This is a genomic window from Singulisphaera photorubra (assembly GCF_045290345.1).
In the GTDB taxonomy this organism is placed as follows: Bacteria; Planctomycetota; Planctomycetia; order Isosphaerales; family Isosphaeraceae; genus Singulisphaera.
The window spans coordinates 5,150,411-5,176,712 of record NZ_CP155447.1 but is presented as its reverse complement, the minus strand read 5'-3'; the positions used below and the strand labels follow the sequence as shown (position 1 = coordinate 5,176,712).

The 26,302-nt window shown below is 63.4% G+C and carries 18 protein-coding genes and 1 pseudogene; 9 read left to right on the top strand and 10 right to left on the bottom strand.

The annotated features are described in order from the left end of the window. The first annotated feature begins 2 nt into the window (after positions 1-2). Entirely contained in the window at positions 3-776 is a 774-nt protein-coding gene (locus V5E97_RS19580; RefSeq protein WP_406700964.1) for a ThuA domain-containing protein, read from the top strand. A gap of 125 nt (positions 777-901) precedes the next feature. On the opposite strand, the gene V5E97_RS19575 is transcribed toward V5E97_RS19580, so the two are convergent. The 3 genes from V5E97_RS19575 to V5E97_RS19565 form a co-directional block, all read right to left on the bottom strand. After that, positions 902-3,829 (bottom strand): glycoside hydrolase family 38 N-terminal domain-containing protein, encoded by a 2,928-nt coding sequence (locus V5E97_RS19575; protein ID WP_406700963.1) that lies wholly within the window; start codon positions 3,827-3,829, stop codon positions 902-904. A 4-nt stretch (positions 3,830-3,833) separates the two neighbouring features. Further along, the gene (locus tag V5E97_RS19570; RefSeq protein ID WP_406700962.1) at positions 3,834-4,562 is read right to left on the bottom strand and encodes a YceH family protein; all 729 of its coding nucleotides are present in this window, start codon (positions 4,560-4,562) and stop codon (positions 3,834-3,836) included. A gap of 238 nt (positions 4,563-4,800) precedes the next feature. After that, positions 4,801-5,589, bottom strand: coding sequence for a sugar phosphate isomerase/epimerase family protein (locus V5E97_RS19565; RefSeq protein ID WP_406700961.1), 789 nt, complete (start codon positions 5,587-5,589; stop codon positions 4,801-4,803). 526 nt (positions 5,590-6,115) lie between these two features. On the opposite strand from V5E97_RS19565, the gene pabB reads away from it, so the two are divergent. From pabB to V5E97_RS19550, 3 genes are read left to right on the top strand one after another with little or no spacing between them, the layout of a single operon-like run. Then, on the top strand, positions 6,116-7,300 hold the full coding sequence (gene pabB, locus V5E97_RS19560; protein WP_406701186.1) for an aminodeoxychorismate synthase component I: 1,185 nt from the start codon (positions 6,116-6,118) through the stop codon (positions 7,298-7,300). Continuing rightward, positions 7,297-8,130, top strand: coding sequence for an aminotransferase class IV (locus tag V5E97_RS19555; RefSeq protein WP_406700960.1), 834 nt, complete (start codon positions 7,297-7,299; stop codon positions 8,128-8,130). Before pabB ends, V5E97_RS19555 begins: the two co-directional genes overlap by 4 nt. Next, positions 8,127-9,233, top strand: a complete 1,107-nt coding sequence (locus V5E97_RS19550) for a Nif3-like dinuclear metal center hexameric protein (protein WP_406700959.1) — start codon at positions 8,127-8,129, stop codon at positions 9,231-9,233. Before V5E97_RS19555 ends, V5E97_RS19550 begins: the two co-directional genes overlap by 4 nt. Positions 9,234-9,361: 128 nt before the next feature. On the opposite strand, the gene V5E97_RS19545 is transcribed toward V5E97_RS19550, so the two are convergent. Continuing rightward, positions 9,362-9,778 (bottom strand): hypothetical protein, encoded by a 417-nt coding sequence (locus V5E97_RS19545; protein WP_406700958.1) that lies wholly within the window; start codon positions 9,776-9,778, stop codon positions 9,362-9,364. A 289-nt stretch (positions 9,779-10,067) separates the two neighbouring features. Between V5E97_RS19545 and V5E97_RS19540 the strand changes: the two genes are divergently transcribed. Continuing rightward, entirely contained in the window at positions 10,068-10,331 is a 264-nt protein-coding gene (locus V5E97_RS19540; RefSeq protein WP_406700957.1) for a hypothetical protein, read from the top strand. Here V5E97_RS19540 and V5E97_RS19535 read toward each other — a convergent pair. After that, a complete protein-coding gene (locus V5E97_RS19535; protein ID WP_406700956.1) occupies positions 10,313-11,308 on the bottom strand; it encodes a zinc-dependent alcohol dehydrogenase family protein in 996 nt (331 codons plus the stop codon). The two genes, V5E97_RS19540 and V5E97_RS19535, sit on opposite strands and share 19 nt — an antisense overlap. Before the next feature lie 373 nt (positions 11,309-11,681). Here V5E97_RS19535 and V5E97_RS19530 point away from each other — a divergent pair, with 373 nt between their 5' ends. Beyond that, the gene (locus tag V5E97_RS19530) at positions 11,682-14,150 is read left to right on the top strand and encodes a DUF1549 domain-containing protein (RefSeq protein ID WP_406700955.1); all 2,469 of its coding nucleotides are present in this window, start codon (positions 11,682-11,684) and stop codon (positions 14,148-14,150) included. Positions 14,151-14,209: 59 nt separating this feature from the next. Then, positions 14,210-15,541, top strand: a complete 1,332-nt coding sequence (locus V5E97_RS19525; RefSeq protein WP_406700954.1) for a DUF1501 domain-containing protein — start codon at positions 14,210-14,212, stop codon at positions 15,539-15,541. A gap of 20 nt (positions 15,542-15,561) precedes the next feature. Here the strand turns inward: V5E97_RS19525 and V5E97_RS19520 are convergent, their stop codons facing one another. Next, on the bottom strand, positions 15,562-16,023 hold the full coding sequence (locus tag V5E97_RS19520; RefSeq protein WP_406700953.1) for a DUF4112 domain-containing protein: 462 nt from the start codon (positions 16,021-16,023) through the stop codon (positions 15,562-15,564). 172 nt (positions 16,024-16,195) lie between these two features. Further along, a complete protein-coding gene (locus V5E97_RS19515; protein WP_406700952.1) occupies positions 16,196-16,459 on the bottom strand; it encodes a GlsB/YeaQ/YmgE family stress response membrane protein in 264 nt (87 codons plus the stop codon). 244 nt (positions 16,460-16,703) lie between these two features. Here V5E97_RS19515 and V5E97_RS19510 point away from each other — a divergent pair, with 244 nt between their 5' ends. After that, positions 16,704-18,707, top strand: a complete 2,004-nt coding sequence (locus V5E97_RS19510; RefSeq protein ID WP_406700951.1) for a YjhG/YagF family D-xylonate dehydratase — start codon at positions 16,704-16,706, stop codon at positions 18,705-18,707. Between the two features lie 342 nt (positions 18,708-19,049). Continuing rightward, positions 19,050-19,198: pseudogene (locus V5E97_RS19505) on the top strand (transposase); the annotation flags it as partial. 120 nt (positions 19,199-19,318) lie between these two features. Here the strand turns inward: V5E97_RS19505 and V5E97_RS19500 are convergent. The 3 genes from V5E97_RS19500 to V5E97_RS19490 form a co-directional block, all read right to left on the bottom strand. After that, on the bottom strand, positions 19,319-21,262 hold the full coding sequence (locus V5E97_RS19500; protein ID WP_406700950.1) for a hypothetical protein: 1,944 nt from the start codon (positions 21,260-21,262) through the stop codon (positions 19,319-19,321). A gap of 214 nt (positions 21,263-21,476) precedes the next feature. Then, positions 21,477-22,229 carry an IS5 family transposase gene (locus V5E97_RS19495; RefSeq protein WP_406701185.1) on the bottom strand — a complete coding sequence of 251 codons (753 nt, stop codon included), beginning with the start codon at positions 22,227-22,229 and terminating at the stop codon, positions 21,477-21,479. A gap of 204 nt (positions 22,230-22,433) precedes the next feature. Beyond that, positions 22,434-26,207: a WD40 repeat domain-containing serine/threonine protein kinase gene (locus V5E97_RS19490; protein WP_406700949.1), complete on the bottom strand. Its 3,774-nt coding sequence runs from the start codon at positions 26,205-26,207 to the stop codon at positions 22,434-22,436. Positions 26,208-26,302: the final 95 nt, after the last annotated feature.

Sequence of the window (26,302 nt, the reverse complement as noted above, 5' to 3'; positions counted from 1 at the left end):
CCGTGCGTACCCGTCGTTTTTTGCTCTGGACCTTGGCCCTGGGTTGCCTCTCGAGCACTCCGGCCTTGGCCCAGAAGAAGGTTCCCAAAGGGGTGAAGGCCACCCGGATCCTCCTGCTGACTGGGGGCGCCCGTAACCATCATGGATACCGCGATCAGGCATTCTACCTTGCCAACGTCCTGGAGGACACCGGTCGCTACGAGGTGACGATCGCCGAGGATGCGTCGATCCTCGAAACGCCTGCGATGAAGAAGTACGACCTGCTCATCGTCAATGCCGACCGCCGCGACGATGAATTCAAGTTCACCCTGGATCAACAGAAGGCCCTGCTCGACTACGTCAAAGCAGGGCATGGCTACGTGTCGATTCATGGGGCCGACAACGCCGCCCCCGACTGGATCCCCGCGTGGCGTGAGATGCTCGGCGGGGTTTTCTCGCACATCGGACTTCCGGACTCGAAGACGAAGAAGGCGACGTTCAAGATCAAAGTCGTCAAGAGCGACGATCCGATCATGCGCGGAGTGAGCGACTTTGATATCAAGGATGAGTTGTACTACCACATGCAGATGGAGCCGGGAGTTGAACCGCTGGCGACAACCGACCTCGACGGCGGCACCTGGCCGGTTGCCTGGACGCGTATCTACGGTGAAGGGCGCGTCTTTCATACCCCCCTTGGCCATCGAGATTTCGGCCCCGGCAAGGATGAACCCCTGCAAAACCCGAGCCTACTGAAGATGGTCGTTCAGGGTATCGACTGGGTTGCCACGGGGAAGTGAACCGCCGATCACGTGGGGGCCGGACCAGTTGTTGAAGCAGTCCGCGAAGGCGAGCGGGGAGCGTAAGTTCCCCGCTCGCCTTTGCCATTCACAAATGCCTGGATCGGGCTGCTTGGCTTCCGGGGTTAGCTCAGGGTCACTTCGATCCGCGCCATCTCGTGGGGTGTCAGGTCGATGAGGATGGAATCCTCTTCGATCGGGAGATCGACGACCAACTCGTGGTGGAAGTCGGTCTGACGGGCCCAGACCGGGTTGCGAAAGAGTCGGAGGCGGCAGCGGGCGGGACGGCCGGCGGTCTCGAAGAGGTGAAAGACGACTCCCCAGCCGTGGTTGTCCCCGGTGTTCTCCATCATCTCGAGGCGGGTCGCCGCAACGGCCTTGTTGTCGAGCTGAAAGAGCCAGCCCGTCGGTCCGGTCTTGGGCGGGCCCAGCTCGGTGGGCACAACGAGCGCTGGTGCGATGAAGTCCATCGAGGCGTGGAACGGGTGCTCGAGGTCGAGAACAGCGCCCAGGCGGAAGTGCCGCTCGGTCTCTCGGCCGGCGATCAAAAGAGTGTCGAGCATTCGCTGGCCATGGCGGCGATGGTGCGCCAGGCTGCCGAACAACAAGGCGGTGCGCTGACGCCGGGTCGAGATGTCGAACGCGTCGGGCGTCTCCGGTCGATCGGCCTCGGTGACCTCGGGCGAGAAGAAGCAGGTGCGCCTGAGCATCGAATTGGGGTCGGGCCAAGCCCAGCGGCAGGCCAGGTTGTGCGTCCAGGGGTCGGCGTCGGCAACGCGGGCCAGCCAATCCGGATCGAGGTCGCTCAGGGTGACGTCGAGCTCGAGGATCGGTCGGCCGGTCCAGAGCCGATAGCGCTGGACGAAGGATGCGAGCCGGCGGTCGTCGCGCGGGTCGACGATGACACCGCGGGAGATCGCCTGCACGAGGGCGGGGCCGCCATATTCGACCTCGAACGATTCCCCGCGCATCTTGGTGCTGACGGGGCTGCCGTCCGTCGCTACCAGCCCCGACACGACGAGTTGCTGGCCGAGCCGTGCAATTTCCTCGGTGGGAGTTCTGATGCTTCGGATTCCCCCGGTGGCGGAATCGATCTCGATCGCAATCGACTCGTTGCCAAGCAGACGGCCGCGGACCGAAAGCGAGCCGTGGGTCGTGGGTGAGGTTGCGAGATCGGCGTCACGGGGGACCCAGGCGTAGCCGTACGCCGGGAGGTCAACGACCGCCCAGACTCCTTCCTCGGTGAATTGCGCGGCACGGAGCGGTCCCTCGGGACGGAGGTCGAGTGCTGCGTCGGGGAGCAAGACGGCGGCACGTCGAGCCACACCCAGTGGGTTGAGCACGAAGTAACCCGGTCGTGCCTCGGAAGTGTTCCCTTGAATCGCAACGGCCAAGCGGCCAGCCGCGACCGGCTCCTCCTGTTCGATCAACGCGTGGACTTCCTCGAACCGACCGGTTTCAAGGGCCGATTCCAGGTCGTACGGCGAGACCATGCTGTCTTGCGTCTCTGGGTCGGGCGGGTTGCCCAGTCCCAGCACGGCACGCCCCAGAGCGCGGGTCGCGTTCAGGGCCTCGAGCCGAGCGCGGAGCCGGGCGTGGACCGCCTTGCGCGAGATCGGTCGATCATCGCGCCGAGCGACCGCCTGGGAAAGATAAGGGGTCACATAGTCATCGTGTTCGGGCCGGAATGACTCGAACGGGCGATCGGTCAGGTGGAAGTAGTCATTGAGCGTGACCCAACGCGCCAGGACCGGTGAGAATGCGCTCACTCGTCGCAGATCGATATACCAAGGGGCAACCGGGTTCGGCCAGTGAACCAGCGGGAGGGTCGCGACGTGATCGTCCTTCATTGAGGTCGCGAGTCGCCAGGGGATGAACACTCCCTGCGCGGACCGGTCCGCGCCCAAGGGGGGGCGAGTCAACGTCTCCAGGCTTGTACCGTCGGGTCCTTCCCAGAGCCGCTTTGCCTCGGGCCGGATCGGAAATCGGCCGGCGTCGAACCCGAGGTGGACGGCGAATCGGAACCCGAACCGTTTTGCGAGTTGGGGTAATTCCGGATAGAGGCTGAATCGACGCCGGGCGAGCGTCTCGACGTTGCGGTCGTCCAGGTGGCGGCGATAGACCTCCGCGCCTCGGCGGAGTTGCCAGAGGACCGATTCCATCGGCAGCAGCGGTTCTTCGGACTCAGTGTACGACCCACCGACAACGTCGGCCCATCCTTCGGTGATCGCCTCGCGAATCGAGGAGATGGCTTCGGGGTCACTGTCGGCGAGTTTCTCGATGGCCAGGGCCGGCGCCAGGAAGGTCACAGGCGCGCGGGCCTTCAACGCGTCGGTGAATGAGCCGGGGGGCGTCGAGGGATCGACCAGGCAGATATCGACGACGTAGGCATCGACGGGATAGAACCGTTCGCGTGCCTGGGTAAGCAACTCGAACGCCGCTCGAAGTCGGTTGGTCGCTGCCGGGTGGTCTCCCTGGCACCAGGCCTGCGCACCGGCGAGGACCTCACGTTCGAGGCTCTCGGTGTCCAGACCGTCGGAGTGCCCCATGGCAATCGTCAGGTCGCGGAGCATCCAACGGGCCGTTCCCAGTGCGAGGAAGTCATTGGCCGCGGTGGTGAGACCTTCGTCTTCCGTGTCCAGTGCCGGTTCGACCGCCTCGATTCGAGCGAGGAGGTCGCGGACCAGAGCGAGCCGGTCGGTTCCGCCGTTGAGAACGATCGCACCAGCGTCCTCGGCCTGCGTCTGATAGCCCGACGGGAGGCGATCGAGTCCGTCGGCGGCCACCACGCGGAGCTCACGTGGGCCGGGGGAGGAGGGAGAGTCGATGGACTCGATTCGAGGCAACTCGCGCGACTGAGCCAGTAGCGCGGGGTGCCAGAGCGAGGAGATGGCGCACCAGGTCCCAAGGGCTTCGGAGTCCGCGAGATTCGCCGGCGGCTCAACCCCGTCATGCGCGATCAACGCGATCAACGACCATTGTCCTCCCTCGGGGGCCGGCGGGGACGGAGCCTCGGGGAGCGGCTCCGCCGACTCGGGAGAGGGGATACTCATGCGATCATGCTCCGAGTTCAGTTTTCAGGTCGCGGACCTCGGCCGCCAGGGCCTCGATCGTTTTCCGCAGAGCGTCGATCTCGGCGCGAAGCGCGGTGGTTTCGGCGACCCAGGCGGGGGGGGAGGGTTCTGAGCGGACAGTGGAGAGTCGCACCGGCCGCTCGTCTTCGTCGCCGGCAGTGGCGGCGTGTGCGAACGCTGTGCGAACTTTTTCGAGTTCCTGGGCCGGGTAGAGACCGTGGGTGACCATCACCCCCCGTTTCTGACCCGGAGGGGAAAGGTTGATGACCAGGTCGCGAGAGGCCAAGGCTTCGAGGACGGTTTGTAACGCAGGGAGGTCGGGGAACGGTTCCATCCGGCTGGCCCGCGAGCGAAGGTCCCCTTCGGTCTGAGGGCCCCGGAGCAGCAACTCGGCGACCACCGCCAGCTCGACCTTGCTGACCTTGAGCCAGTCGTAGAGGGTGTGTTTCCAGCGGACGACACGCCCCCCCGCTTCGACCATGATGACCGCCCCTTTGTGGCGAAGATCCTGCAAGATATCTTCGACATCGTCGGCATCATAGTCGGTCACCGGGTCTCGGTTCGACTTCTGGTTGCAGCCGGTCACGATCGCGGCGATGGTCAGGGGATAATACTCCGGGGTCGTCTTGGCCTTTTCGACCAAAACTCCCAACACCCGCCGCTCTCGAGGCGAAAGCGGGACCCAGGCTCGATCAACGACCGGGGAACTCATCACGAACCCTCATCCGTCGGGGGGATCGATCGTCGTCAGCGACGGAGCAGGGGAGAGGCCTCCAATGGCCTCTTGCACTCCCCTTTTTTTAGATTGAGGAACCGTCGCGCGGCGATCACGTCTGGGAAATTTCAGCGGCTCTGTCCGCACAGCGGAAGGCAACGATTCTGAAGAACGACCTCATCCTAGCCTCGATCTCGTGGGGTTCAAGCACCCAGTCGGCCGATCGGGCGGGCGATCAGAGTCGCTTGAGCCGTTCGGTGATCGCGAGAAACCTGGGGCCGGGCTCGTAGGCGGGGTCGGGCCAGATGGTCACGAAGCCGCGGTAGTTGATCTCCTCAAACCCGCCCAGATACTCTTCCCAGTCGAGGGCGCCGGGGGGGAATCCGTCTCCACTTGACCGGGCCACCGTGACGTTGGTTCCGGCGGATGCGGCGTCGTTGAGGTAGGCGTGCGCGACCCAGGGGCCCAGGGCGCGGGTCGTCTCCACGGGATCGAGCCCACGAACGAGCAAGCTCGCCGGATCAATGCTGGCGGCCACCCCGATCGTGTCGAGCCCGTCGAGGATCGGGCGGAGCGCTGAGCCTGGCTCCGTCCCGGTTTCGACGGTGAAGCGGACCCCTCGGTGATCGGCGCGTCGGCTGAGTTCACGGAGCGAGGAGATCCAGGTTTCTCGCCGAAGGGCATCGGACTCAGGGGGCAATTCGCCCATTCGGGCCAGCACCAAGCGGGCTCCGAGCTCAAAGGACATCGCAAATGCACCCTCAGCACGTCGCAGTCGGTCTTCGAGCTGATCGGTCGTATCAAACGGTCGGCGCGTGGGCAAGCTCACGGCGACGAGCGAAAGCTCGACCGAACGGAGCAGTTGCCTGAGGTCGCGCCGGCCTGTGTCCGAAAGCCGCTCCGGCGCGAGGTCGCCGATGGCGTCAAGGACGACCCCCTTGGCCCCGAGTGTGGCGGCTTCGCGAATCTGTTCCCTGATCGGTCGGCCGGGATTGAGCCGAAGTCCCAGCGGAGAGCGAATCATCGTGGGCTGTTCCTTCTCATTCATCAGATGGGGCCGAAATGTTGACGCGAGGCCGGTCGCTCCTGGAGAGACCGAGACGGATCTCCGTGGGATTCCGCAACTGGAGGCCCCGCGTGGACTCCCATTCCTCACAGCATGCTCTTTGCCGTGTTGGGCCGCAAGGCGAGCCAGCAACATCTCGCCGACCCGCGGAGGAAAAGTCCCGTTATCGAGTCCTGGCCGATTCGGTTATGATGAGGAAGCTTTCTTGGTTGGATCGGTGCTTACCGCATGATGCCTCGAGGAGTTTCGTGGCGATCGCCTCCCAGACTCCCCTCCATTGCCGACTTCCGGACTGTTCGGTCGATCGGCTTGCGCTTCAGATCGGGTCGTGGAGCCAGCCGGCGCTGCTCGAGAGCGGCCCCGGCTTTGGTGAAGCCGGCCGTTGGAGTTTTTATACCGCCCGGCCGCGGCTCGTTTTCGAGGTGATCGGCGATCGCTGGACGTTGCGGACCGGCGATGACCTCAATCGGGACGAGGCGACGTCCTGCAACTGCTCGAGACGCTCCTCAACCGGTTCGATCTGGCGGATCCGAAGTCTTGCCCCGAGGCAGACGTTCCTCCCTTTCACGGCGGAATGGTCGGTTTCATCGGCTACGATTTCGCGCCGAGACTTGAGCGGCTTCCCCGGCATGCCGAGCCTGACTCGCGGATCGCCGATCTCCGGTTCGCGCTCTATGACACGGTGGTGACGGTCGACCATGCCTCGGGCGTCGTGGACCTCTGGGCGCACGACTTTCTGGGAGAAGGGGATGCCGCGCGAGAACGACGTCTCGAGCTCTGGCGGAGCTCGTTGGAGCGGCCAGACGCTCCGCCGAGACCTCGGCTCTCGACTCTTGGTCCCGTGCGTGGCGACGTCACTCATGCCGACTATCTCGAGGCTGTCAGCCGGGTCCTCGAATACATCGCGGCGGGAGACGTCTTCCAGATCAACCTGTCGCAGCGATTCGTGACGACGGGAGAACCCGAGCCTCTGGACCTCTACCTTCGGCTCAAGGCGCGGAGTCCCGCTCCATTCGCGGCCTATCTTCAGTGGAACGATCTGGCCGTCATCAGCGCCAGCCCGGAATGGTTTTACCAGACACGGGGCGATCGCCTGGTCACGAGGCCGATCAAGGGAACACGCCCGCGCGGTAAGACCGCCGAGGAGGATCTCCGGTTGGCGAACGAGCTCGCCACGAGCGAGAAGGACAGGGCGGAGCTCACAATGATCGTCGATCTGGAGCGGAACGACCTGGGCCGGGTCGCTCGGTTCGGCTCGGTTCAGGTCAGCGAGCCATTGACGGTCGAGAGCTTTGCCCAGGTTCATCACCTGGTCGCCACGGTGGAGGGGCAACTGCGCCCCGAGGCCGGGCCGATCGACGTGGTCCGTGCCCTCTTTCCGGGCGGATCGATCACCGGCGCTCCCAAGATTCGAGCCATGGAGATCATCGACGAGCTGGAACCGACGCGACGCAGTCTCTACACGGGGGCCATCGGCTACTTTGGCCGAGGTGGAACGAGCGGGTTCAACATCGCGATCCGGACGATGCTGATGGAGGGAGACCAGGTCAGCTATCAGGTCGGCGGGGGGATCGTCGCCGACTCGAGCCCCGAGGCGGAGTACCGCGAGACGCTCGACAAGGGCCGAGCGCTCCGCGAAGTGCTCGAAGGCGAGGGGGCAAGCCGATGATCTGGGTCGACGGCCGCATTGTGCCGGATCAGTCGCTTTCAGTCAGTGTCCTCGATCGAACGTTCGAGCACGGGCTGGGACTGTTCGAGACCTTGCGGACCTGGCAACGAAGAGCGCCTTTGCTCGATCGCCACCTGGCGCGATTGAGAAAGTCGGCCGAGGCACTTGGCCTGCCCCTCGAAACGTCGGCATTGCCCGACCTCGCCGCAGTGGCCAGCCTGCTCGAAGCCAACGGACAAAAGGGGGACGCGGCGCTCCGGCTCACCTTGACGGGAGGCGTCTCTGACACCGACGGGTCAATCCTCTGGATGCGGTCGACTCCTCTGCCGCCGCCGATGATCACCGGGCCCGGGGCGGTCGTCGATTTTGGTGATTGGTTGGTCGATCCGAACGATCCGTTACTCAGGCACAAGACGTTGAACTACTGGCGGAGACGATCGGCCTATCAGAATGCCCGAGCGCGGGGATTTGACGAGACTCTGAGCATGTGCATTGGCTCGAATCTTTGGGAAGGAAGCCGGACGAATCTCTTCGTAGTCGTGGGAGATGGACTCGTCACCCCCTCGCTCGACGGACCGATTGTGCCGGGGATCATGCGAGGATTGGTGCTCGAGTTGGCCCGGTCGTTGTCTCTCAAAGTTTGGGAGAGGGCAGACCTTCGATCCAACGAACTTCAGAACGCCCGGGAGCTCTTTTTGACCAACTCGGTGCGAGGGATCATTCCGGTGGCGCGGCTAGGAGACCTGGCCTGGGATGCGCCGGGCCCGCTGACCGTCTGCCTGAAGACTTTGCTGTTCGAATGGCTGAACGAAGGAGGAACGACATCATGAGCACCGTTGCAGAGGTGACTCGCTGGCTCGACGAGTTCGCTCCTTTGAGCCTTGCCGAATCGTGGGACAACGTGGGCCTGCTCTGGGGAGATCCGGCGGCCAAGGTGACTCGGATCATGACCTGCCTGACCGTGACGCCACGCACCGCGCGCGAGGCGATCGACGACGGGGCCGAACTGATTGTGAGCCATCACCCAGTCTTGTTTCGGCCGGTCAAGCGCGTTCGGGCCGACGATCGCGAGACCGGGATGCTGTGGGATCTGGCTCGGGCCGGTGTCTCGATCGCCAGCCCGCATACGGCGTTCGACAATACGCAGGGCGGGATCAACGACGGGCTTGCAGGCCGGCTCGGCTTACTCGATGTCCAGCCACTTCGACCCTCACCGGCCTCGCCGTCGTTCAAGATCGTCCTCTTTGCCCCTCGGGAGAGCTGCGACGTGATCCTCGCGGCAGCGTTCGCGGCGGGGGCGGGCAAGATTGGTGCCTATGACGAATGCTCATTTACGAGCGCGGGTCTGGGGACGTTCTTCGGCACCGAGGAGAGCAACCCCACGGTCGGTCGGCGGGGCCGGCGTGAGTTGGTCCGCGAGCGACGGGTCGAACTCGTCTGCCCGGCTTCGCAGCTCACCGTGGTCCTCGGAGCGATCCGGAGCGCCCACCCTTACGAGGAGCCGGCCACGGATGTTTATCCCCTTCATCCGGGTGACTCCGGCCAAGGCGCCGGACGAGTCGGCCGGCTTGGCACGTCGACCAATCTTGGGGCGTTCGCGGAGTTGATCGGCCAGACGCTCGCGGCTCCCGGAATCCAGGTTGTCGGCCCGGCGGATCGTCGCGTTGAGCGAGTGGCCATCGTCTGCGGCGCGGGCGACGACTTTATCGGCGATGCCGTCCGTTGCCGGGCCGATGTCTTGCTGACGGGCGAGGCGCGATTCCACCGCACTCTCGAGGCGGAATCGATCGGCATCGGCCTGGTCGTTGCGGGGCATCACGCCACCGAGCGGCCAGGCGTGGAGGACCTGGCCACCCGGATCTCCGCCGCTTTCCCCGCGCTGACCGTTTGGCCAAGCCGTCAGGAGGCCGATCCGCTCCGATTGATCGGTTAAGTCAGCCAGAAGTGGGAGCCGACAAAAAAATCCCCCAGGAAAAACCTGGGGGATAAAAGAAGTGAGCGAGCGAATCGCCTCGGACTTTTGAACGATTGAGCGGGTGATGAACCTCGCTACCTGTCGAGTCAGGCTTCGACTTCGCCTTCGACTTCGGCATCAGCTTCAGTTTCGGTCTCGATATCGGTATCGGTATCGGTATCGACCTCAGCGTCGGCATCAGCTTCGACAGGTTCGGCGGTGGGAGCGGAGGCGACCGCTTCACTCGCGTCGCTCGCGCTGGCCTTGCCACCCCGGGTGGCGGGAACGGCGAGGTAGGTCTGGTGTTCCCAGGTCCCGGCCCAGGCCTGTCCGGCCCAGCGCTGCAAGGAGATGGCTCGGACCGTAGGCCGGTCCTCATCACGAATGACCTCTCCCCAGGCTCCGGCGTAGGCGGCGCGGACCTGGGAGGAACTTTCACCCACGCAAAGCAGGCGTTCGCCACCAGGGGCCAAACAAGCAACGGCTCGCCAATCCTGAGCGCCGGTTGATTCTGACATACTCATTTTTCAAGGAATCCCCGCCCGCCGCCCTCGTACATGGCTGACACCGTGGTGTCGGACGCCAACGAGTCACCGGGACTTCGAACCAAGTGCGGAATCACGTTTTGGATTTCATTCAGAAACGATAATGGCTATTCGATCGATTCGTCAGAAGGTTTGGTGCTTCGATCCGCCCCCTACTGCGAATATTATGCCTTGAGCAATCCTCAGGCAACTCGAACCAGTCCATCGGAGTTCCCGAGGCAGGCAAGATTGAAGTCGGTGCCGCTGGCGGCGAGTGACCCAAGAGGAGATGCCGGAGGGGATGTCATCAATGGACGCGATGCAAGCCGGCGCAATGGATTTCAAAAAAAAGGCGGGACCGATCCTCAATCTTGTCAACGGATTGTACCTGGCGCCCTGGTTCATGGCGAATGAATTCCGCGAAAATTCCCAAGAAGAACGCCGTCTGGAGATGCGTTTGGTCATGATTCCGAAGAATCGGCGTTCGCTCGATTTGAATCGGAAATATTCCTCGGATGGGGCTGGAAGTCGGGATCAACGGTTTCCGATTTGAAGGAGCACCTTGCCGTGTCGGCCGACCTGTTCGGCTTCGCGGGCGGCGTCGATGATCGCGTCAATCGGGAACGCCTTGCCGATTTCGGTGGCAAGAACCTCGGCGCGGATCAGATTGGCGATTTCACGAAACAGACGCAGGGCGCTGGGGATGCTCCGCTCTCGCATCCAGTGGCCCAGCCAGAAGCCTTCGACGACGCGTTTGCCGGCGATCATCAACCGCGGATCGATTTGCAACGGCTGCTGCGAGAGCGTGCCGTAAACAAGCATTCGCCCGTCCGCGGCGAGCGATTGGAACACCCCGGTCCCGGTCTCTCCCCCCACGGGGTCGATCGCATACTTCACCCCCTCCGCGCCCACAATTTTGCGGACCTGGGCGTCAATCGGACCATCGGAGGACGAGATCACGGCATCCGCGCCCAACGCTTGCAGTTCGGCCATCGCTTCGCGACGACGCACCACGTTGATCGTCTTGAAGCCGTCGTGCCGCCCCAGTTTGATCATCATCCGACCCAGCACCGACCCAGCGGCGGACTGGAGCAACCACTCCCCCTTCGGGACCGCGAGGACGTGTCGGGCCATCGCCAGCACCGTGGCCGGATTGACGAAGAACGAGGCGACCTGTTCATCGGGAATGTCGTTCGCAACCGGTCGCGCCTGACGCGCGGGGATGACCGCGTACTCGGCCCAATTACCCCCTTTGTGGTTGATGACCGTGACCCGCTTCCCCTTGACCAGCCAACCAAGCAGTCCCGCCCCGACCTTATCCACCACGCCGACTCCCTCGAATCCAGGGGTGGACGGCAAGGTTGGAAGCACGCCGTACCGGCCCCGAACCACGAGCAGGTCAGACGGATTGACCGGACTGGCGATCATCCGCACCCGAACTTCACCCGGCCCAGGCTCGGGAATCGGCACATCCCGCACCCGAAGAACTTCGGAGGGTTCGCCGAACTGCTCAAATACGACGGCTTTCATGGTCTCGGTCTCATTCGTTCGACGGATTCAGCGGCATCGCTCATGGCCGCACGGCGATTCACCGTTTACACTCTCCAACCTACCACATCCGGGAAACGTCCCGACGGCCTCGGCTTGTTTCGCCCCAGCCGAAGGGCAAACCCATCAGTGAGATCGACGTTGACTTTTGAGGCCTCCCTTGCAACGACGGTCTTAGGGGATTAGGATCAATCGGAAGCGACGACGTTTGTCATTTCTTCGGTTTGCGGCTTTCCTGATCGACGGAGAGGGAGTGCGACTCATGACCCGTCGGGGACATGGCTGGAACGCGTTCTTGTGCGTTTGTGTTGGGGTTTGCGTTTCGGGGTGCACGAAGACAACGACTCCCCCAGCGGTGTCGCGGTCACCCGTGGCGCCGACGAGCCTGGTCAAGCCGCCGATTCCGGCTGGCGCGGTTTGCGATGTTCCGAGTCTCTCGAGAGCGAAATTCGCAGCGACCCTTTCGCCCGCGTTTCGGTTGGCTCCGGCGACGTTGACGCTCAAACCGGGGGATCCGGGCTGGCAACTCCTGGCCGAGGGAACAGGACCGGGAAGTGCTCCCATCGACGTCTCGTCGCGCTTCACCTGGGCGGTGGATCCGCCTGGGGTGGTGACGGTGGACTCCGGGGGCTATCTGCAGCCGGTGGGGCCGGGCCAAGCTATCGTCACTGCGAGCCGGGATGGGACGAAGGCCACGGCGACGATCAAGGTCGATGCCGGTTCCGACCGAGGCTGGGATTTCGGCGAGGATATTGTGCCGATTTTCACGCGTGCCGGCTGCAATACGGGAGCCTGCCACGGCAAGGCCGGTGGTCAGAACGGCTTCCACCTCTCCCTCTTCGGCTACGATCCGGTAGCCGACCACCAGGCTGTGACCCGGGATGACGCAGGACGCAGGGTTTCCCTGCTGAATCCTGCGCAGAGCCTCTTCATCCAGAAGGCGTCCGGACAAATACCTCATGGCGGTGGACCTCGATTCTCGCTCCAATCGCCCGAGTATCAGACCTTGCTGAACTGGGTCGCCGCCGGTGCGCCCGTGCGGCGTGGGGTCACCCACGGGGCGCTCACTCGCCTGGCCGTGGAACCGAGCAATGTTCGCCTGGAAGAACCGGGTTCTCAACAGATCCGGGTGGTGGCGACCTACGCCGACGGGCACCAACGCGACGTGACACGGTTGTCGACCGTTCGCGTCAACGATGATTCGGCCGCCAGCATTGATGCCAAGGGGAAAGTGGGCCTGCTCCGACGCGCCGAGACTGACCTGATCGTGCGCTATCAATCGCAGGTCGTCAGTATCAGGCTGGCCACGGTCATCAATCCCGGGTTGAAGTTTGATTTCGCCAAGCTGCCGCGTTCGAACTTCATTGATGATGAACTCATCAAACGCCTGGAATCGCTCCAGGTTCCGCCCAGTCCTCCGGCGAGTGATTCGTCGTTTCTGCGGCGGGTTTCACTCGACTTGACCGGTGAACAGCCCTCTGTGGAGCAGATCCGCCGGTTCATTGCGGATGAGGATCCCGACAAACGAGGCAAACTCGTCGATCAACTCCTGGCGAATCGCGATTTCGTACGGTTCTGGCGGATCAAGCTCGGTGACCTGCTCCAGATCAGCACGACCCGGCTCGGCAACGGGGCCACCCGATATCAGACCTGGATCGATGAGCAACTGGTTCAGAATACCCCCTGGGATGTGGTGGTTCGGACGCTGCTGACCGCGACGGGGAAGCCCGAGGATTATGATGGTGGTCCCGCGAACTACGCGCTCGACGGCCCCGACGCCAAGACCCAGGCTGAGCAGACGGCCCAGCGGTTCCTCGCGCTTCGTTTCCGTTGTGCGCAGTGTCACGACCACCCGTTCGACGTCTGGACCCAAGACGATTATTTCGGCCTGGCCGCCTGCTTTGCAAAAGTCCAGCGGAGCGGGGGGGGGATGATGGGGAAGACGGTCGTCAAGATCAACCCCGAGGGGCAGGTCGAACACCTCAGGACCAAGAAGCAAGCCGAGCCTCGGTTACTGAATCAGAAACCGGTGGTCGTGGCGAAGGATGAGGATCCTCGAAAAGCGCTTGCCGACTGGATCACCGCTCCGGAGAACCCGTACTTCGCCCGCGCAATGGCCAACTGGGTCTGGGCTCAGTTCTTCGGTAAGGGACTGGCTGATCCTCCCGACGATCTGAGTCGGTCGAATCCCCCGGTGCATCCCGAGCTGCTCGATGCGCTCGCCAAGCATTTCGTTGCTCATAAGTTTGATGTCCGCGACCTGGTGCGAACGATTGCGACCTCGCAAGCCTACGGTTGCTCGTCAGCCACCATCCCTGGCAACGAACGCGACTCTCGATTGTTTTCGCATCACCTTCCGCGCCCGTTGAGTGCGCACCAGATGGCGGATGCACTAGCCCAGGTGACCGACGTGGTCAATCGCTATCCGAACCGGGCGGCGGGGACGCGGGCCATCGACTTGACGGATCCCGCCACTACCAGCTCGATTCTCGAAACGTTTGGCCGTTGTGCCCGGACAAATGGCTGTTCGTCGGTCTCGACCCCTTCGCTGAGCCTGCGGCAATCGCTTTTGATGATCGGTGGGGACGTGATCGAGGGAAAGGTCTCTCACCTCAATGGCTATCTGGCGAACCTCCTCGACCTTCAGCCCGAGCCCGAGGAGATCGTCGAGAACCTCTATCTCCGGACCCTGTGCCGGCCACCGACGACCGAAGAATCATCACACTGGGTAGCCGAGCTCAAACAAGCGACCTCGTTGCGGGAGATGGCCGAAGACCTGTTCTGGGCCTTGCTCGGCTCGCGTGAGTTTGCCTTCAATCACTGAGTTCCGCTCGGTCTGCCCTCTTGTTCTGAGTCACTTCTTCGCCACGGGGAGCCTTGACCATGTCTCATTCCGCGAACCAAGGTCCGTGCCGCGGCCCGAGCCGACGCGACATGTTGCGAGCGGGGCTCTTCGGCGCTTCGGGGCTTGCGATCGGCGACTTGCTCCGGCTTCGTGCCCTCTCTTCAGAGCAGGCCCCGAAGGGGACGGAGCGGGCGAGCAACTGCATTCTGATCTGGCTGGCGGGGGGCGCTTCGCACCTGGATACGTTTGACCCCAAGCCTGATGCCCCTGCGGATGTCCGTGGGGAATTCAAGCCGATCGACACGGCGGTCCCCGGGCTCAAGATCAGTGAGGTCTTCCCGACCCTGGCCACGATGATGGACCGGGTGAGCTTGATTCGAAGCGTCACGTCGCCTGAGGCCGACCACGATCGAGCCGCGCATCATCTTCTCACGGGCTATCGGCCCTCGACCTCGGTCGTCTTTCCCAGTTACGGCAGCGTGGTCGCCAAAGCCCGCGAGGCGAAACGCGGGCTCTTGCCCCCTTACGTGGCGGTCCCCGACGCTCCGCTCTTTTCGTCGAGTGGCTATCTGACCCCGGCTTACGACCCATTCACGGTCACGGGCGATCCCAATCAAGCAAACTTTCGAGTGAGCAATCTCACGCCCCCCGACAGGGTGACGCTCGACCGACTCCACCGCCGCCGCTCGATGGTCAAGACGCTCGACGCCTTCGCGCACGAAGTGTCCACGACTCCCTTGACCGCCAGTCGCGACCAGTTTGCCGACCAGGCCTACGACCTCCTGACCTCATCCGCTGCGCAAGCCGCGTTCCGTCTCGGAGACGAACCCGAGTACGTTCGCACGCGGTATGGTCGGACTCCCCTGGGGCAGTCATGCCTGCTGGCTCGCCGATTGGTCGAAGCCGGAGTCTCCTTTGTCACTCTGAACGATCGCGGCATGGGGCCGCTGGGCTGGGATACCCATCAACAAAACTTCCCGACCATCAAGAACACGCTGGCACCGCCGCTTGATCGAGGCCTGTCGGCGTTGTTGCACGATCTCGAGGAGCGCGGCCTGCTCGACCGTACGCTCGTGGTTTTGATGGGGGAGTTCGGTCGAACGCCGAAGATCAACGCCAATGCAGGACGCGACCATCATGGCCGCGCCAACTGCGCCGTCTTGGCGGGAGCCGGACTTCCTCGCGGCTTCGTCCTGGGCAAAACCGATGCGGGTGGCGATGCTCCGGCGGATCAGCCCGTCACTCCGGCCGATCTCGCCGCCACGATCTACACCGCCCTTGGCATCGACCCCAACCTTCAGTTTGAAACTCCGGATGGCCGGCCGATCCGATTGGTCGACGGTGGCAACGTGCCTCGCGAATTGCTCTGACGAGGGGGACGTTCCCTGAGTTAGAACCAGGGGCGTTTCACCAGCCAGGCGACGACGGTGACGAATCCGATGAACACCAGGACAAGGGCGAGCAAAAGAATGCCGGCGAGTCCCACGAGGAACAGAACAGACGACCTTGATGAGACCGCCTCGTTTCGATGCCGTTGCTCGGCGACCTGCTGAAGCAGTTTGATATTGCGCGTATTGGCTTTGAAGGTGGCGTCGAAGATGTCGCCGAGAAACGGGATCGCTCCCAGAGCCGTATCGATCAAGACGTTCGCGGCCATCCGGGCCGCGACTGCCCTGGGGACGCGATATCGCGTGAAGGCGACCAGCACGAGACCGACCTGAACGATCCCGGTGAGGAGATCGCCGCCCACCGGGAGCAGACCCAGAATGGCGTCGAGTCCCACCCGGAACTTCGTTCCGGGGATCTGGAAAGCCCGATCCATCAGCCAGGCAAGTTGTTCGAGCCCTTCCATGCCTGGTTGTTGTGAGCGCTGAGGCTCAACTGTCGGTTTGAGCGATGGCAGGGTCGTTCTCCCCCTTCTCATTTGGTTGGTGTGAAAAGCGAGGCCGGGCGATGAACTTGCCCGACCCTGCCAATTTTACTGTGCCGACCCGCTCGAGGAAACGCCGCACGACTCACGGCGGTCACGAGATCGAGCGCGTCCGGGTGGCAAAGAAGCCCATCGCAAGCAAGACGATAGCGCCGACGATCGAAAAAATCCACCCTGCCGGTTGGTAAGGCGCCGTGCCGAGCCTGAGCACGTACGCAAGGCCACCGCCTAGCAACGAGCCCGTGATGCCGAGCATCATGGTGCCAAGCGTTCCCATCTCGTCCTGGCCCGGGTGGAGGAGTCGTGCGATCCCCCCCGCGATCAATCCAAATACGACCCAGCCAATCAGGCTCATCATGGTTCATTCCTCGGTTGATGCGTTGGTTGTCGGTTCTTGGTCGAATACCGTCTCCAAAGACGGTCGATAGACCGACTCACTTGCAGACTTCATGCCAATTGCCTTTGAGTGTGCCAGGAGTGACTTGGCCGGATGGCCGTTGCGACTCGGGGTGATTCCTGCTCTGATCGAGGTGCGAAATCGTTGCCTACCGACGTGCTGTCGGAATCCTCATTTGTATGCTTTTTGACTCGAGTCATACGCCATGGCCAGCGCCCGGAATCAATCGATCACCTTCGCCGACATCGTGGAGACCACCGACGCCGCGACTCTCGATGTGCAGTCGAAAGCCGAAGGCCCGGTGGGGGCACTTCCTCTAACTGACGAGATGCTGCGCCACTGGCCTTCCGGCGATCTGTTTGGACTCAGTCAGAACGCGGGGATGGGCTGGAGCGCCAGCGAGGTGGACCGCGACCCGTTCCTGATCCTGAGCACCCAAGGTGGACTGCGTGCTCCGGACGGAACTCCGATCGCACTGGGATACCACACGGGACACTGGGAGATCGGCCTGCTCGTCCAGGAGGCGGCCGAGGCGTTGAGCTCGCTCGGCAAGGCCCCGTTCGCCGGGATGGTCTCCGACCCGTGCGATGGGCGGACCCAGGGAACTCCTGGGATGATGGATAGCCTGCCCTACCGCAATGACGCGGCGATTGTCTTTCGACGCTTGATTCGCTCGCTGCCGCGGCGGAAAGGTGTTCTGGGGATCGCGACCTGTGACAAGGGACTCCCCGCGATGCTCCTGGCCCTGGCTGGAACCGGCCACCTGCCCGGCGTCCTGGTCCCGGGGGGCGTGACGCTCCCCCCTCGTGAAGGGGAAGATGCCGGCAAGGTCCAATCGATCGGTGCGCGGTACTCGCATGGTGAGCTGACCTTGATGGAAGCCGCCGAACTCGGTTGCCGCGCATGCGCCAGCCCCGGGGGAGGCTGCCAGTTCCTGGGCACGGCCGCCACCGCGCAGGTGGTGGCCGAAGCGCTCGGCCTCTCCGTGCCGCATTCGGCCCTCTCCCCCTCGGGGCAGCCCATCTGGCGGGACATGGCCCGGCGGTCGGCGAAAGCGCTCGTGGCCCTGGCGGCGAGCGGAACGACCACGCGCGACATTCTCACCGAGGCGTCGATCCGCAACGCGATGACCGTTCATGCCGCGTTCGGGGGCTCGACCAACCTCTTGCTTCATATCCCTGCGATCGCCTTTGCCGCCGGTTTGCCTCGCCCCACGGTGGAGGACTGGCACGCGATCAACGTCAAGGTTCCCCGGCTCGTCAGTGTCCTGCCCAACGGCCCCCATCATCACCCGACGGTCCGTGCTTTTCTGGCGGGAGGAGTTCCCGAGGTCATGCTCCATTTGAGGGCCTTGGGCTTGCTTGACGAGGCTGCGATGACGGTTACGGGCGAGCCGCTCGGCCGTGTTCTCGACTGGTGGCAAGCGAGCTCGCGCCGGACGAAGCTCCGTGAGCAACTCGTCGCGATGGATGGCGTCGACCCTGATGACGTGATCATGGACCAGGCGCGTGCCCAGCAATACGGTCTGACCAGCACCGTCACGTTCCCGAGGGGCAATCTTGCCCCCGAAGGGTCGGTCATCAAAAGCACGGCCATCGACCCAACCGTGGTCGATCCCGACGGAGTTTACCGGAAGACAGGACCGGCCCGCGTTTTCACGCGTGAGCACGACGCGATCGCCGCGATCAAAGGGCAGGGGGCTCATCCCTTGAAGGCAGGCGATGTCCTCGTCTTGATCGGACGAGGTCCGATGGGGGCTGGCATGGAGGAGATCTACCAGATCACCTCGGCGCTCAAGCACCTCTCCTTCGGCAAGGAGATCGCCGTGCTGACCGATGCGCGGTTCTCGGGAGTTTCGACGGGGGCGTGTATCGGTCATATCGGTCCCGAAGCCCTGGCAGGGGGGCCCATCGGCCGGGTCCGCGATGGCGACCTGATCCGGATCGTCGTCGACCGCATCCGACTGGAAGGAACGGTTGACCTGGTTGGCGCAGGTGGGGTCGAGTTTGATCGCCTGGAAGGAAGTCGGCTGCTCTCCGAACGCTCTCCTCATCCGAATCTTTCGCCCGATCCCGAACTCCCCGACGACACCCGACTCTGGGCCGCCTTGCAGTCCGTCGGTGGCGGGACATGGGGCGGTTGTGTCTATGATCCAGACGCGATCATCGCGGCCCTCCAGGCCGGGACCTCATCAGCCACAAAGCGATAACCAATTGATAATCGACTTGCGGTGAGGATCGAATCCTTACCGTTGTTGGGTGGGCACGGACTGCCATTGCGACTCCCGTGTAAAACTTCGCCTAAGCCGTTATGAATTTATCAACGATTTCCGATTGATCAGCGGTCAAAATCCGATTTTCCCCGTAGGGTGGGCACGGCCTGCCATCCCTATCTCTTTGCTAAATCGGAGGTTAAGATGGTGCGCTGTGCCCGCCCCAGGGGAATGCTAGAGCGTGATATGAACTTTGGTCCAGTCTGCACCGTAATTTAGGGCATGATCATGCACTGATCTTATCCCAGCGACGTCTCCGACGCCGCGTGCGAATTCGTCCTGCCCTACCTCTGCCTGCTCCCAGAGGACGCCGGCCAGCGCGAGCATGGTCTTCGCGATGTCTTCGATGCCCTCCGCTGGATCGTCCGCGCCGGGGCCCAGGGGCGTTACATCCCAAGGATTTCCCACCCTGGCCGGCCGTCTATCAATAGGGCGGTTCCCGCGACGAGTTCGCCACGCTCCGCCTCAAGCGATCGGCCGAGAATCCGTCTGTACGGTAAAATCGCTTAACTGAATTTGCATCAATGTAAATACGAGGGGTGGTAAGCTCACCGGTCGCGGGGAGCCTCGATGACCGGCAGTGAGACCGGGGCATCATCCCGGGTGATTGACATCAGGACTTTGCCTTGCCAGGCATAGACGATCACGAGACTCTTATGGACGCCGAAGACCGGATCTGGGAGGTCGGCTGCCGACGAGTCGAGCTTGCCGTCCTGGGTTCGTTGGCGGAACGCCTCTGTGACGTCCACCCATTTGTCATCATCGCCAAAGCTTGCCGCGAGCACTGCGAATCCTTGGGGCGGGACCTCGGCCAACTTGGCTTCGGCGACGTCTTTCGGGGGAAGAGAGGCTTCCTGTTTTTCGGTCGTAATGGAAAGGCCGACTCGCCCGTTTGTCGAATAGGCGATCGCGAGGGTCTTGCGTCGGCCGAATAACGGGTCGGGAAGACCGTTCGTGGTGATGTTGAGCCGGTCATTGGCAACATTCAGCTGGGCCGACTTCGTGATGTCGACCCAACGGTCCTCTGCGCCATAGTTTGCCGCCAGGATGCCGAGGCCCTTGGCCGGCGGTCGACCGGGTTTGACGTCCCCTCGGACTCGCTCGGCGGTTGCGTACCGGACCTCCTTCAGCCACTTCTCCGTGAACCGGTGCCCTGCGCTGAGGCGGTCGCCGACCTTTTGGAACTGGGCATGGGCCTCGTCGTAATGCCCGCAGAGGTAGCAGAAGCCCGCGTAATCGCTCCGTACAGTGTCGTCTTCGGGATCATGCGTGAGGTAGTCGACATAGACTCCTCGGATATCCTCCCAAATCTCAGCAATGCGGAAGAATTTCGTCTGCGCCTCGGTCGGAAGATTCATACCCAATCGGCGGTAGACCTCAGCCGGGAGGAGAGTGATCCTGGACCGCCAATTCTTGGTGTCGCGACAGGCCCGAGCGAAACTGATCATCTCAGGGACAGACCCGTGCCACTTCGGCTCGAGCCACAGCAGCTTACTGGTGCAGGCTCTCAAGTTGTTGCTGTCGGCCTCCATGGCGCGCTGGAACCATTTCTCCATCACACCGCGGTCGCCTTCGCCGATCGCCATTTCCACGGTGATCATTTCGGTTGCGGACAGGCTATCGTCCGGATCCAGCCGCCATGCATCCTGAAGTGCCCGGCGAGCTTCGGCGGCTCTCTCTCCAAATTTTCGCATGCCGTCTTCGGTGACATCAACGGCTGCCGCAGCGGTGCGTGCCTCCCAAGCATAGGAAACGTAGAATTTTCCTCGAAGTCCCATGCGGACGGATTTCGCGGCCGGAACTTTCTCAAGCACCGCATCAATCTGCTCGTACGCCGTTTTGCTATCTCCGGTGAGCCGTCCCAGGTTATCACACAATGTTTCTAACTTGCCTAACCAGAGTTGACGTGTGAATGGAGTAAGGCCATCGGCCTTGGCGCTCTCGGGAAAAAGGGCGAGGGCCGCGTCGTAACACCTGCGGGCCTCATCCCTCGCCGATTGCTCCTTGTGATAGAGCTTCAAGTCCGCCGAGTGCATCAGCCCGATCGCCTTGCGAATCGGCGGATATGCGCTCGCCTCGAGGGCGGACGCCGCTGTCGTGAATCGACGCTCATACTCCTCGGGGCCAGGATAATTGTGTCCAGACGACGTGCGCGCATAGATGTAGAGCACGATGGGGTCATTGCAACCGGCCTCGATCGCTTTTTTCGCCGGCAGATACACTTGGTCGTGACTATGGATGTCGTCCAGCTCAACGAAGAGAGGCACAGCCGTCTTCATCAAGTCGCGCACAAGTTCATTCCAACGCGGATCCTTGATGCCGACCTCTTCGTATGCATCGGCGAGAGTCTTTTTCGTCCATGCGAGCGCCACATCCCGCGCCTTCCGGGCTTTTTCAGGATCCTGAGGGATCGGCCACTCGAACGCGCCGGCTGTCAGTGCCAAGGAGGATAGCATTAAACCTGCAACGACTGCGACGATGGGTCTCCGCATGGGATGGGCTCCACGGACGTCTGAGGTGAGTTGCAGGTTGTTCCCTGCGCCGAGGGAATACCCGAAATTTTATCACCGGTATTGAGATTTCGTCAATCAAAATGGCATTGTTCCCACCCGATAAAGATGAGTGTGATTCGGATCTTTCAGGGGGTGGGTATGGCGGGGCAGGTGCGATCGCCACGCTCGCCCCGGTTCTTGACTTGAGAGCCTGTTATGAACTCCAGCAGAATTCAGGAGCGGCCTTTCGGAGCATCAGGAGGCCGAAGGCGACGTAATGCAACCCCTTCAGCGTCTCGCTCAACCTTTCGTAGTCGCGAGCCAACCGACGGAAGTGGGCTATCCACCCGAACGAGCGATCCACGACCCAACGCCTCGGAAGCAGCACGAATCCCTTCTTCGCCTCGATCAACTTCACCACTTCCAGGTGGATCCCGAAGCTCGCCGCATCGACGTCGGGATCGTCGCCGGTGTAGCCCTGGTCGACGAAGGCCAGTTCGACCGACTCACCAGTCACCTCCTGCACCGCCTCGGCCAGGGTGGCCACCTGGGCTCGGTCCTGCTCGTCGGCCGGCGTGACATGCAGGGCCAGGAGGTGGCCCAGGGTGTCCACGGCCATGTGGCCCTTCGACCCCTTGCGGCGCTTGTAGCCGTCGTAGCCTGCACGCGGGCCGCTTTCGGGGGTGGATTGGAGCGTGCGGCTGTCAAAGATCGCCGCCGTCGGCTCGGGATGACGGCCCTGGGCGAATCGGATGACGGCTCTGAGGTCGTGGACGATGGCCTCGTAGCAGCCGGCGGCGAGCCAGCGTCGGGTCTGCTGATAGACGGCCGGCCAGGGTGGGAAATCCTTGGGGATGTAACGCCACTGGGCCCCGGTGCGGCCGATCCAGCGGAGGGCATCGAAGACATCGCGGAGACCATGCTCGCGCTGGCCGGCGTCCTCGGGGAGCAGGCAGAGGTAGGGCAGGACGAATTCCCACTCGGCGTCGGAGACGTCGCTGGGACAAGATCAGTGCATGATCATGCCCTAAATTACGGTGCAGACTGGACTAACGTTCACAGTGCGCTCTAGGCCGACGATGATGCCATGGCCGATCGCATTGAAGTAGGGAATAACGGGTTCGGCGAAGCCTTGTATGGTCAATTGTATACTGTTGGCCGGCGGCGTGACTTACGGGACGGGGCCGCGCTCTTGCTTCAAGAGGCGTGCGTTGAGAACGTGCCAGACGTCGGGCGTCAGGCCATTCAGGATCTGATCCCCGTCGAGGTGGCGACCGGTGCGCACCTCGAAGTGCAACTTCAAAGTCTGGTGATTGACCTTGGTGGGTTCGGGGATGGCGATGAGATGCGTCGTCCCGTCCTGCGAGGTGATCGCGATCGATCGGCCGTCGGGTTGGATTCGCGCGTTCAGGACTCGGGAACCTGGCGTGAGCAGTGGGCCGATCGGCCGGGACGTGGCGACGTCCCATAACTGGACCGTTCCGTCCTGGCCGACGGATACGAGAAACGAGCCGTCTGGTCCGATGTCGACCACAGCCACGTTTCCGGGGTGACTCATCTGGGGTCCGCGGGGGATGCCGGTTTCGGGGTCCCAGAGCCGAATGCCGCCATCGGTGCCGACCGTGCACACGGTCCTTCGGTCGTCGGTGAAGCCGGCGTCCGCGGGGGCGTTCGATGGCTTGATGGGGATACCGATCGGCTTTCCTGTCGAAGCGTCCCAGAGGCGAACGGTTTTGGTCGCGATGGTGAGGAACTTTTTGCCGTCGGGGCTGACCGCGAGTTGAGTGGTGCCGGGCGCAAACGGGAAATTGGCCGGGAATCGTGCGCCGGTGGTTACGTCCCAGCGGTGGACGGTCGGTCCCCATGCCGGCGCGGCGACCAGGGTTTTTCCGTCCGGAGTGAAGGCGACGTCATTGAATTCCCCGCCTTGCTGCGCCAGGGGAGTTGAAGGGCGGCCGGTGGCGGCGTCCCAAAGCCCGAGGATATGATCAGGGCCGAGCGTGGCAAGTCGCTTGCCGTCGGGGCTGAAGGACAGCGAGGTCGCGCCACTGCGGCCGACGGGCAAGGTCGACAGGAGTCGCCCTCGAACGTCCCAGACCAGGGCCAGGGGTGACTCGGGTGCCTGAGAGCTGATCGCGATGCGTTTACCGTCGGGGCTGAATGTCGCAGTCGTTCGCTGACTTGCCGAAACTCGCATCGGGTCGCCGACCGGCTGGCCCATGGCGATGTCGGTCAGGACGGCGAGTCCGTTGTCATCAATCGTAAGGACGAGGCGTCGGTCAGGGCTGTAGATGACCCGATTGACCCGGCGGGGATCGGGGGGGGCGTTCGGTTTCGGCCGAGTGCCGTGAAGGTCGGGAGCCAGTTCCCAGAGCCAAGCGTTCTTGTCCGAGCATCCTGTCACCGCGAACTTTCCCCCTGGGACGAACGCAAGGCCCCAGACCGCCGCCTCGTGGGCCAGGGGTTCGCCGAGTTGGCAGCCCGTGGCGACGTCCCACCACCGGGTCAGACCATCCGAGCACCCGGTCAGGATGGTCGTCCCGTCCGGTGAAAAGATCGCCGGTTCGACGAGCTTTGGGTGATGCAAGGGAGGAGCGATCGGTTCCAGGGTTGTCGCGTCCCGAACCTGGCAATTTCCATCGACGCAGGCGGTCAGCAAGCGGCGGCCATCCGGCGAAAACTGCATGGCCAGCACGGCCCCCGCGGTGGGGAGGGGGGCCCCAATCGGCCGGCCATTGCTCGCCTCCCAGCGTTGCACTCCAGCTTCCTTGACGAGCCCATTCCGATTCAGCATGCCGGTGACGATCGTCTGACCGTCGGGGCTGAACGTGGCGCAGAAAATCAGCCAATCAGGGTTGTTCGAGGTGACAGGGGGACCGACAGGTGCACCCGTCCGAGCGTCCCAGATCCGGTACGACTCTCCCCGGTAGGTGGTCACGATCTGCTTGCCGTCCCGACGAAATTCCGCACGAAAGGCGCGGGTGGGGTGCATCATCGGATGCCCGAATGGGACGCCGGTGGTCGCGTCCCGCAGCCGGGCCGCTGGCGTGTCCCCGGTCACGACCGACCGGCCGTCAGGGCTGAAGGCGACGCAATCGATGGAACCACCGCATTCCCAGGGGGTGGATAAGAGTTTGCCTGTCTTCAAGTCCCAGAGACGAGCCTTGCCGTCGTGGCATCCGGTCAGCATTGCGGAACCGTTGGGACTGACCACGACCTGGGTCACGGATTCGGGGTGGATGAAAACCTGCCGGAGCCCGTGGAGTCGGTCGGACCAGGCCGTCAGGTTGCGTCGGATCAGGGTCGCCACGGTGGGGTCGTCGTCGGGAGCGAACCTGAGGCTCTCGACCATCCAGAGTAATGCCGGCCCGATCTCGTCGCCCCTGGAGAGTTCCAAGGCGCGGTTCAGGGCGAGGTGGGCCGAGAGTCGTTGAGAATCATTCCGCGTGCGAATGGCGCCTTGTTGGGCGGCCTCCGCGTCGCGCTTGGCCGCGATCGCCTGCTTGAGCTGGACGGCGGTCGCACGCTCGGCAATCACGACCTTGGACCGCTGCGCTTCGGCCTCCCGCCACTTCCAAATGACCCCTGACATCCCGATGGCCAGTGCGGCAATGAACGCCGTCGAAAGTGCGAACAAGGGGGGGTTGCGGATGCACCAGCGGGCGGCCCGCTCCCAGAGCCGGGACGGCCGCGCCTGGATTGTCTCCCTGGCCAGGAATCGGTTCAGGTCATCGGCCAGCGCACGGGCCGAGAGGTAACGCCGGGAGGGGGATTTTTCCAGGCATTTCAGGCAGATCGTCTCCGCGTCACGAGGCAAGCCGCGCTGGAGTCTTGAAGGTGAAACGGGTTCATCCGAGCGGACCGACTCGAGTGTCTGGAGGAGCGTCGCCGCGCGGAAAGGGGGGCGGCCGGTCAGGAGCTCATAGAAGATGGCCCCCAGTGCGTAAATGTCGGCGGCCTCGCCGACCTCGGCCTGTTTTCCCTCCGCCTGCTCCGGCGACATGTAGCTCGGAGTGCCCAAAATGGCTTCGGTTCGGGTCAGGCCCGGTTCGAAGTTCAGCATCTTGGCCAGGCCGAAGTCGGCGAGCTTGGGTGTGTCATCCGCCGCGAGGAGGATGTTCGATGGCTTCAAGTCGCGGTGCACGACCCCTTGCCGGTGGGCCTCCTCGACGCCAAGGGCGAGCACGGCAATGAGGCGGGCGGCGTCTCGAGGGGGCCAGCCACGTCCGTCGAGGCGGGCGGCGAGGCTGCCCCCTTCAAGATACTCCAGGATGAAGTAAGGAAGCCCGCCCTGGTTGCCCAGGCCGTGGATCTGGACGATGTTCGGGTGGTGGAGCCGGGCGACCGCCTCGCCCTCGGCGAGGAATCGGGCCGTCGTCAACGGGGAACAGTCTCCCCCGAGGATCATCTTCAGAGCGACCGTCCGGTTCAAAAGGACCTGGCGTGCTCGGTAAACCACTCCCATCCCACCGCGGCCGATTTCCGCGTCGATGGCGAATCCCTCGACGGTCGGCCACAAACTGACGTTCTCAGGGACCGGGGTGGGGCGAGCCCGGTCCCGGGGGACTGATGCGACGAGGCGCTCGGCCTCCTGGTCGAGGACCGTGCTCTTCTCGATCGCGCGATCCATGGCAATTTGAATGCGGAATCGCTCGGAGTGCTGGGGAAACCGCCAGAGGAACTCGTCGAGGGTGGGAGTCTCGCCCAGTTCCTCCCGCAGAGCGAACTCTGCGTAGGCCAGCTCGAACGCTTCTTCGCCATCGGCCCGCAACGCCGGGTGGAGCCCGAAGTAGGCTTCGGAGGGAATGAACTCACCCTGGCGCCATCGTCTGAGCTGATCCACACAAACCAACTCGACCACATCGGCTGGCGACAGGCCCTCGTCACGGGCGAGTCGTTCGCGGATGTCACCGAGGCTGCGTGGTCCGCCGCCCGACGCGGACAACGGAACTCCCTCTTGTGGATGGTCCGTATGGCTCACGTCTCACCTCGGCTCTGCGTCGAGCGGGGATTCCGCGTTCGGGGCCGAGGGTGAATGCC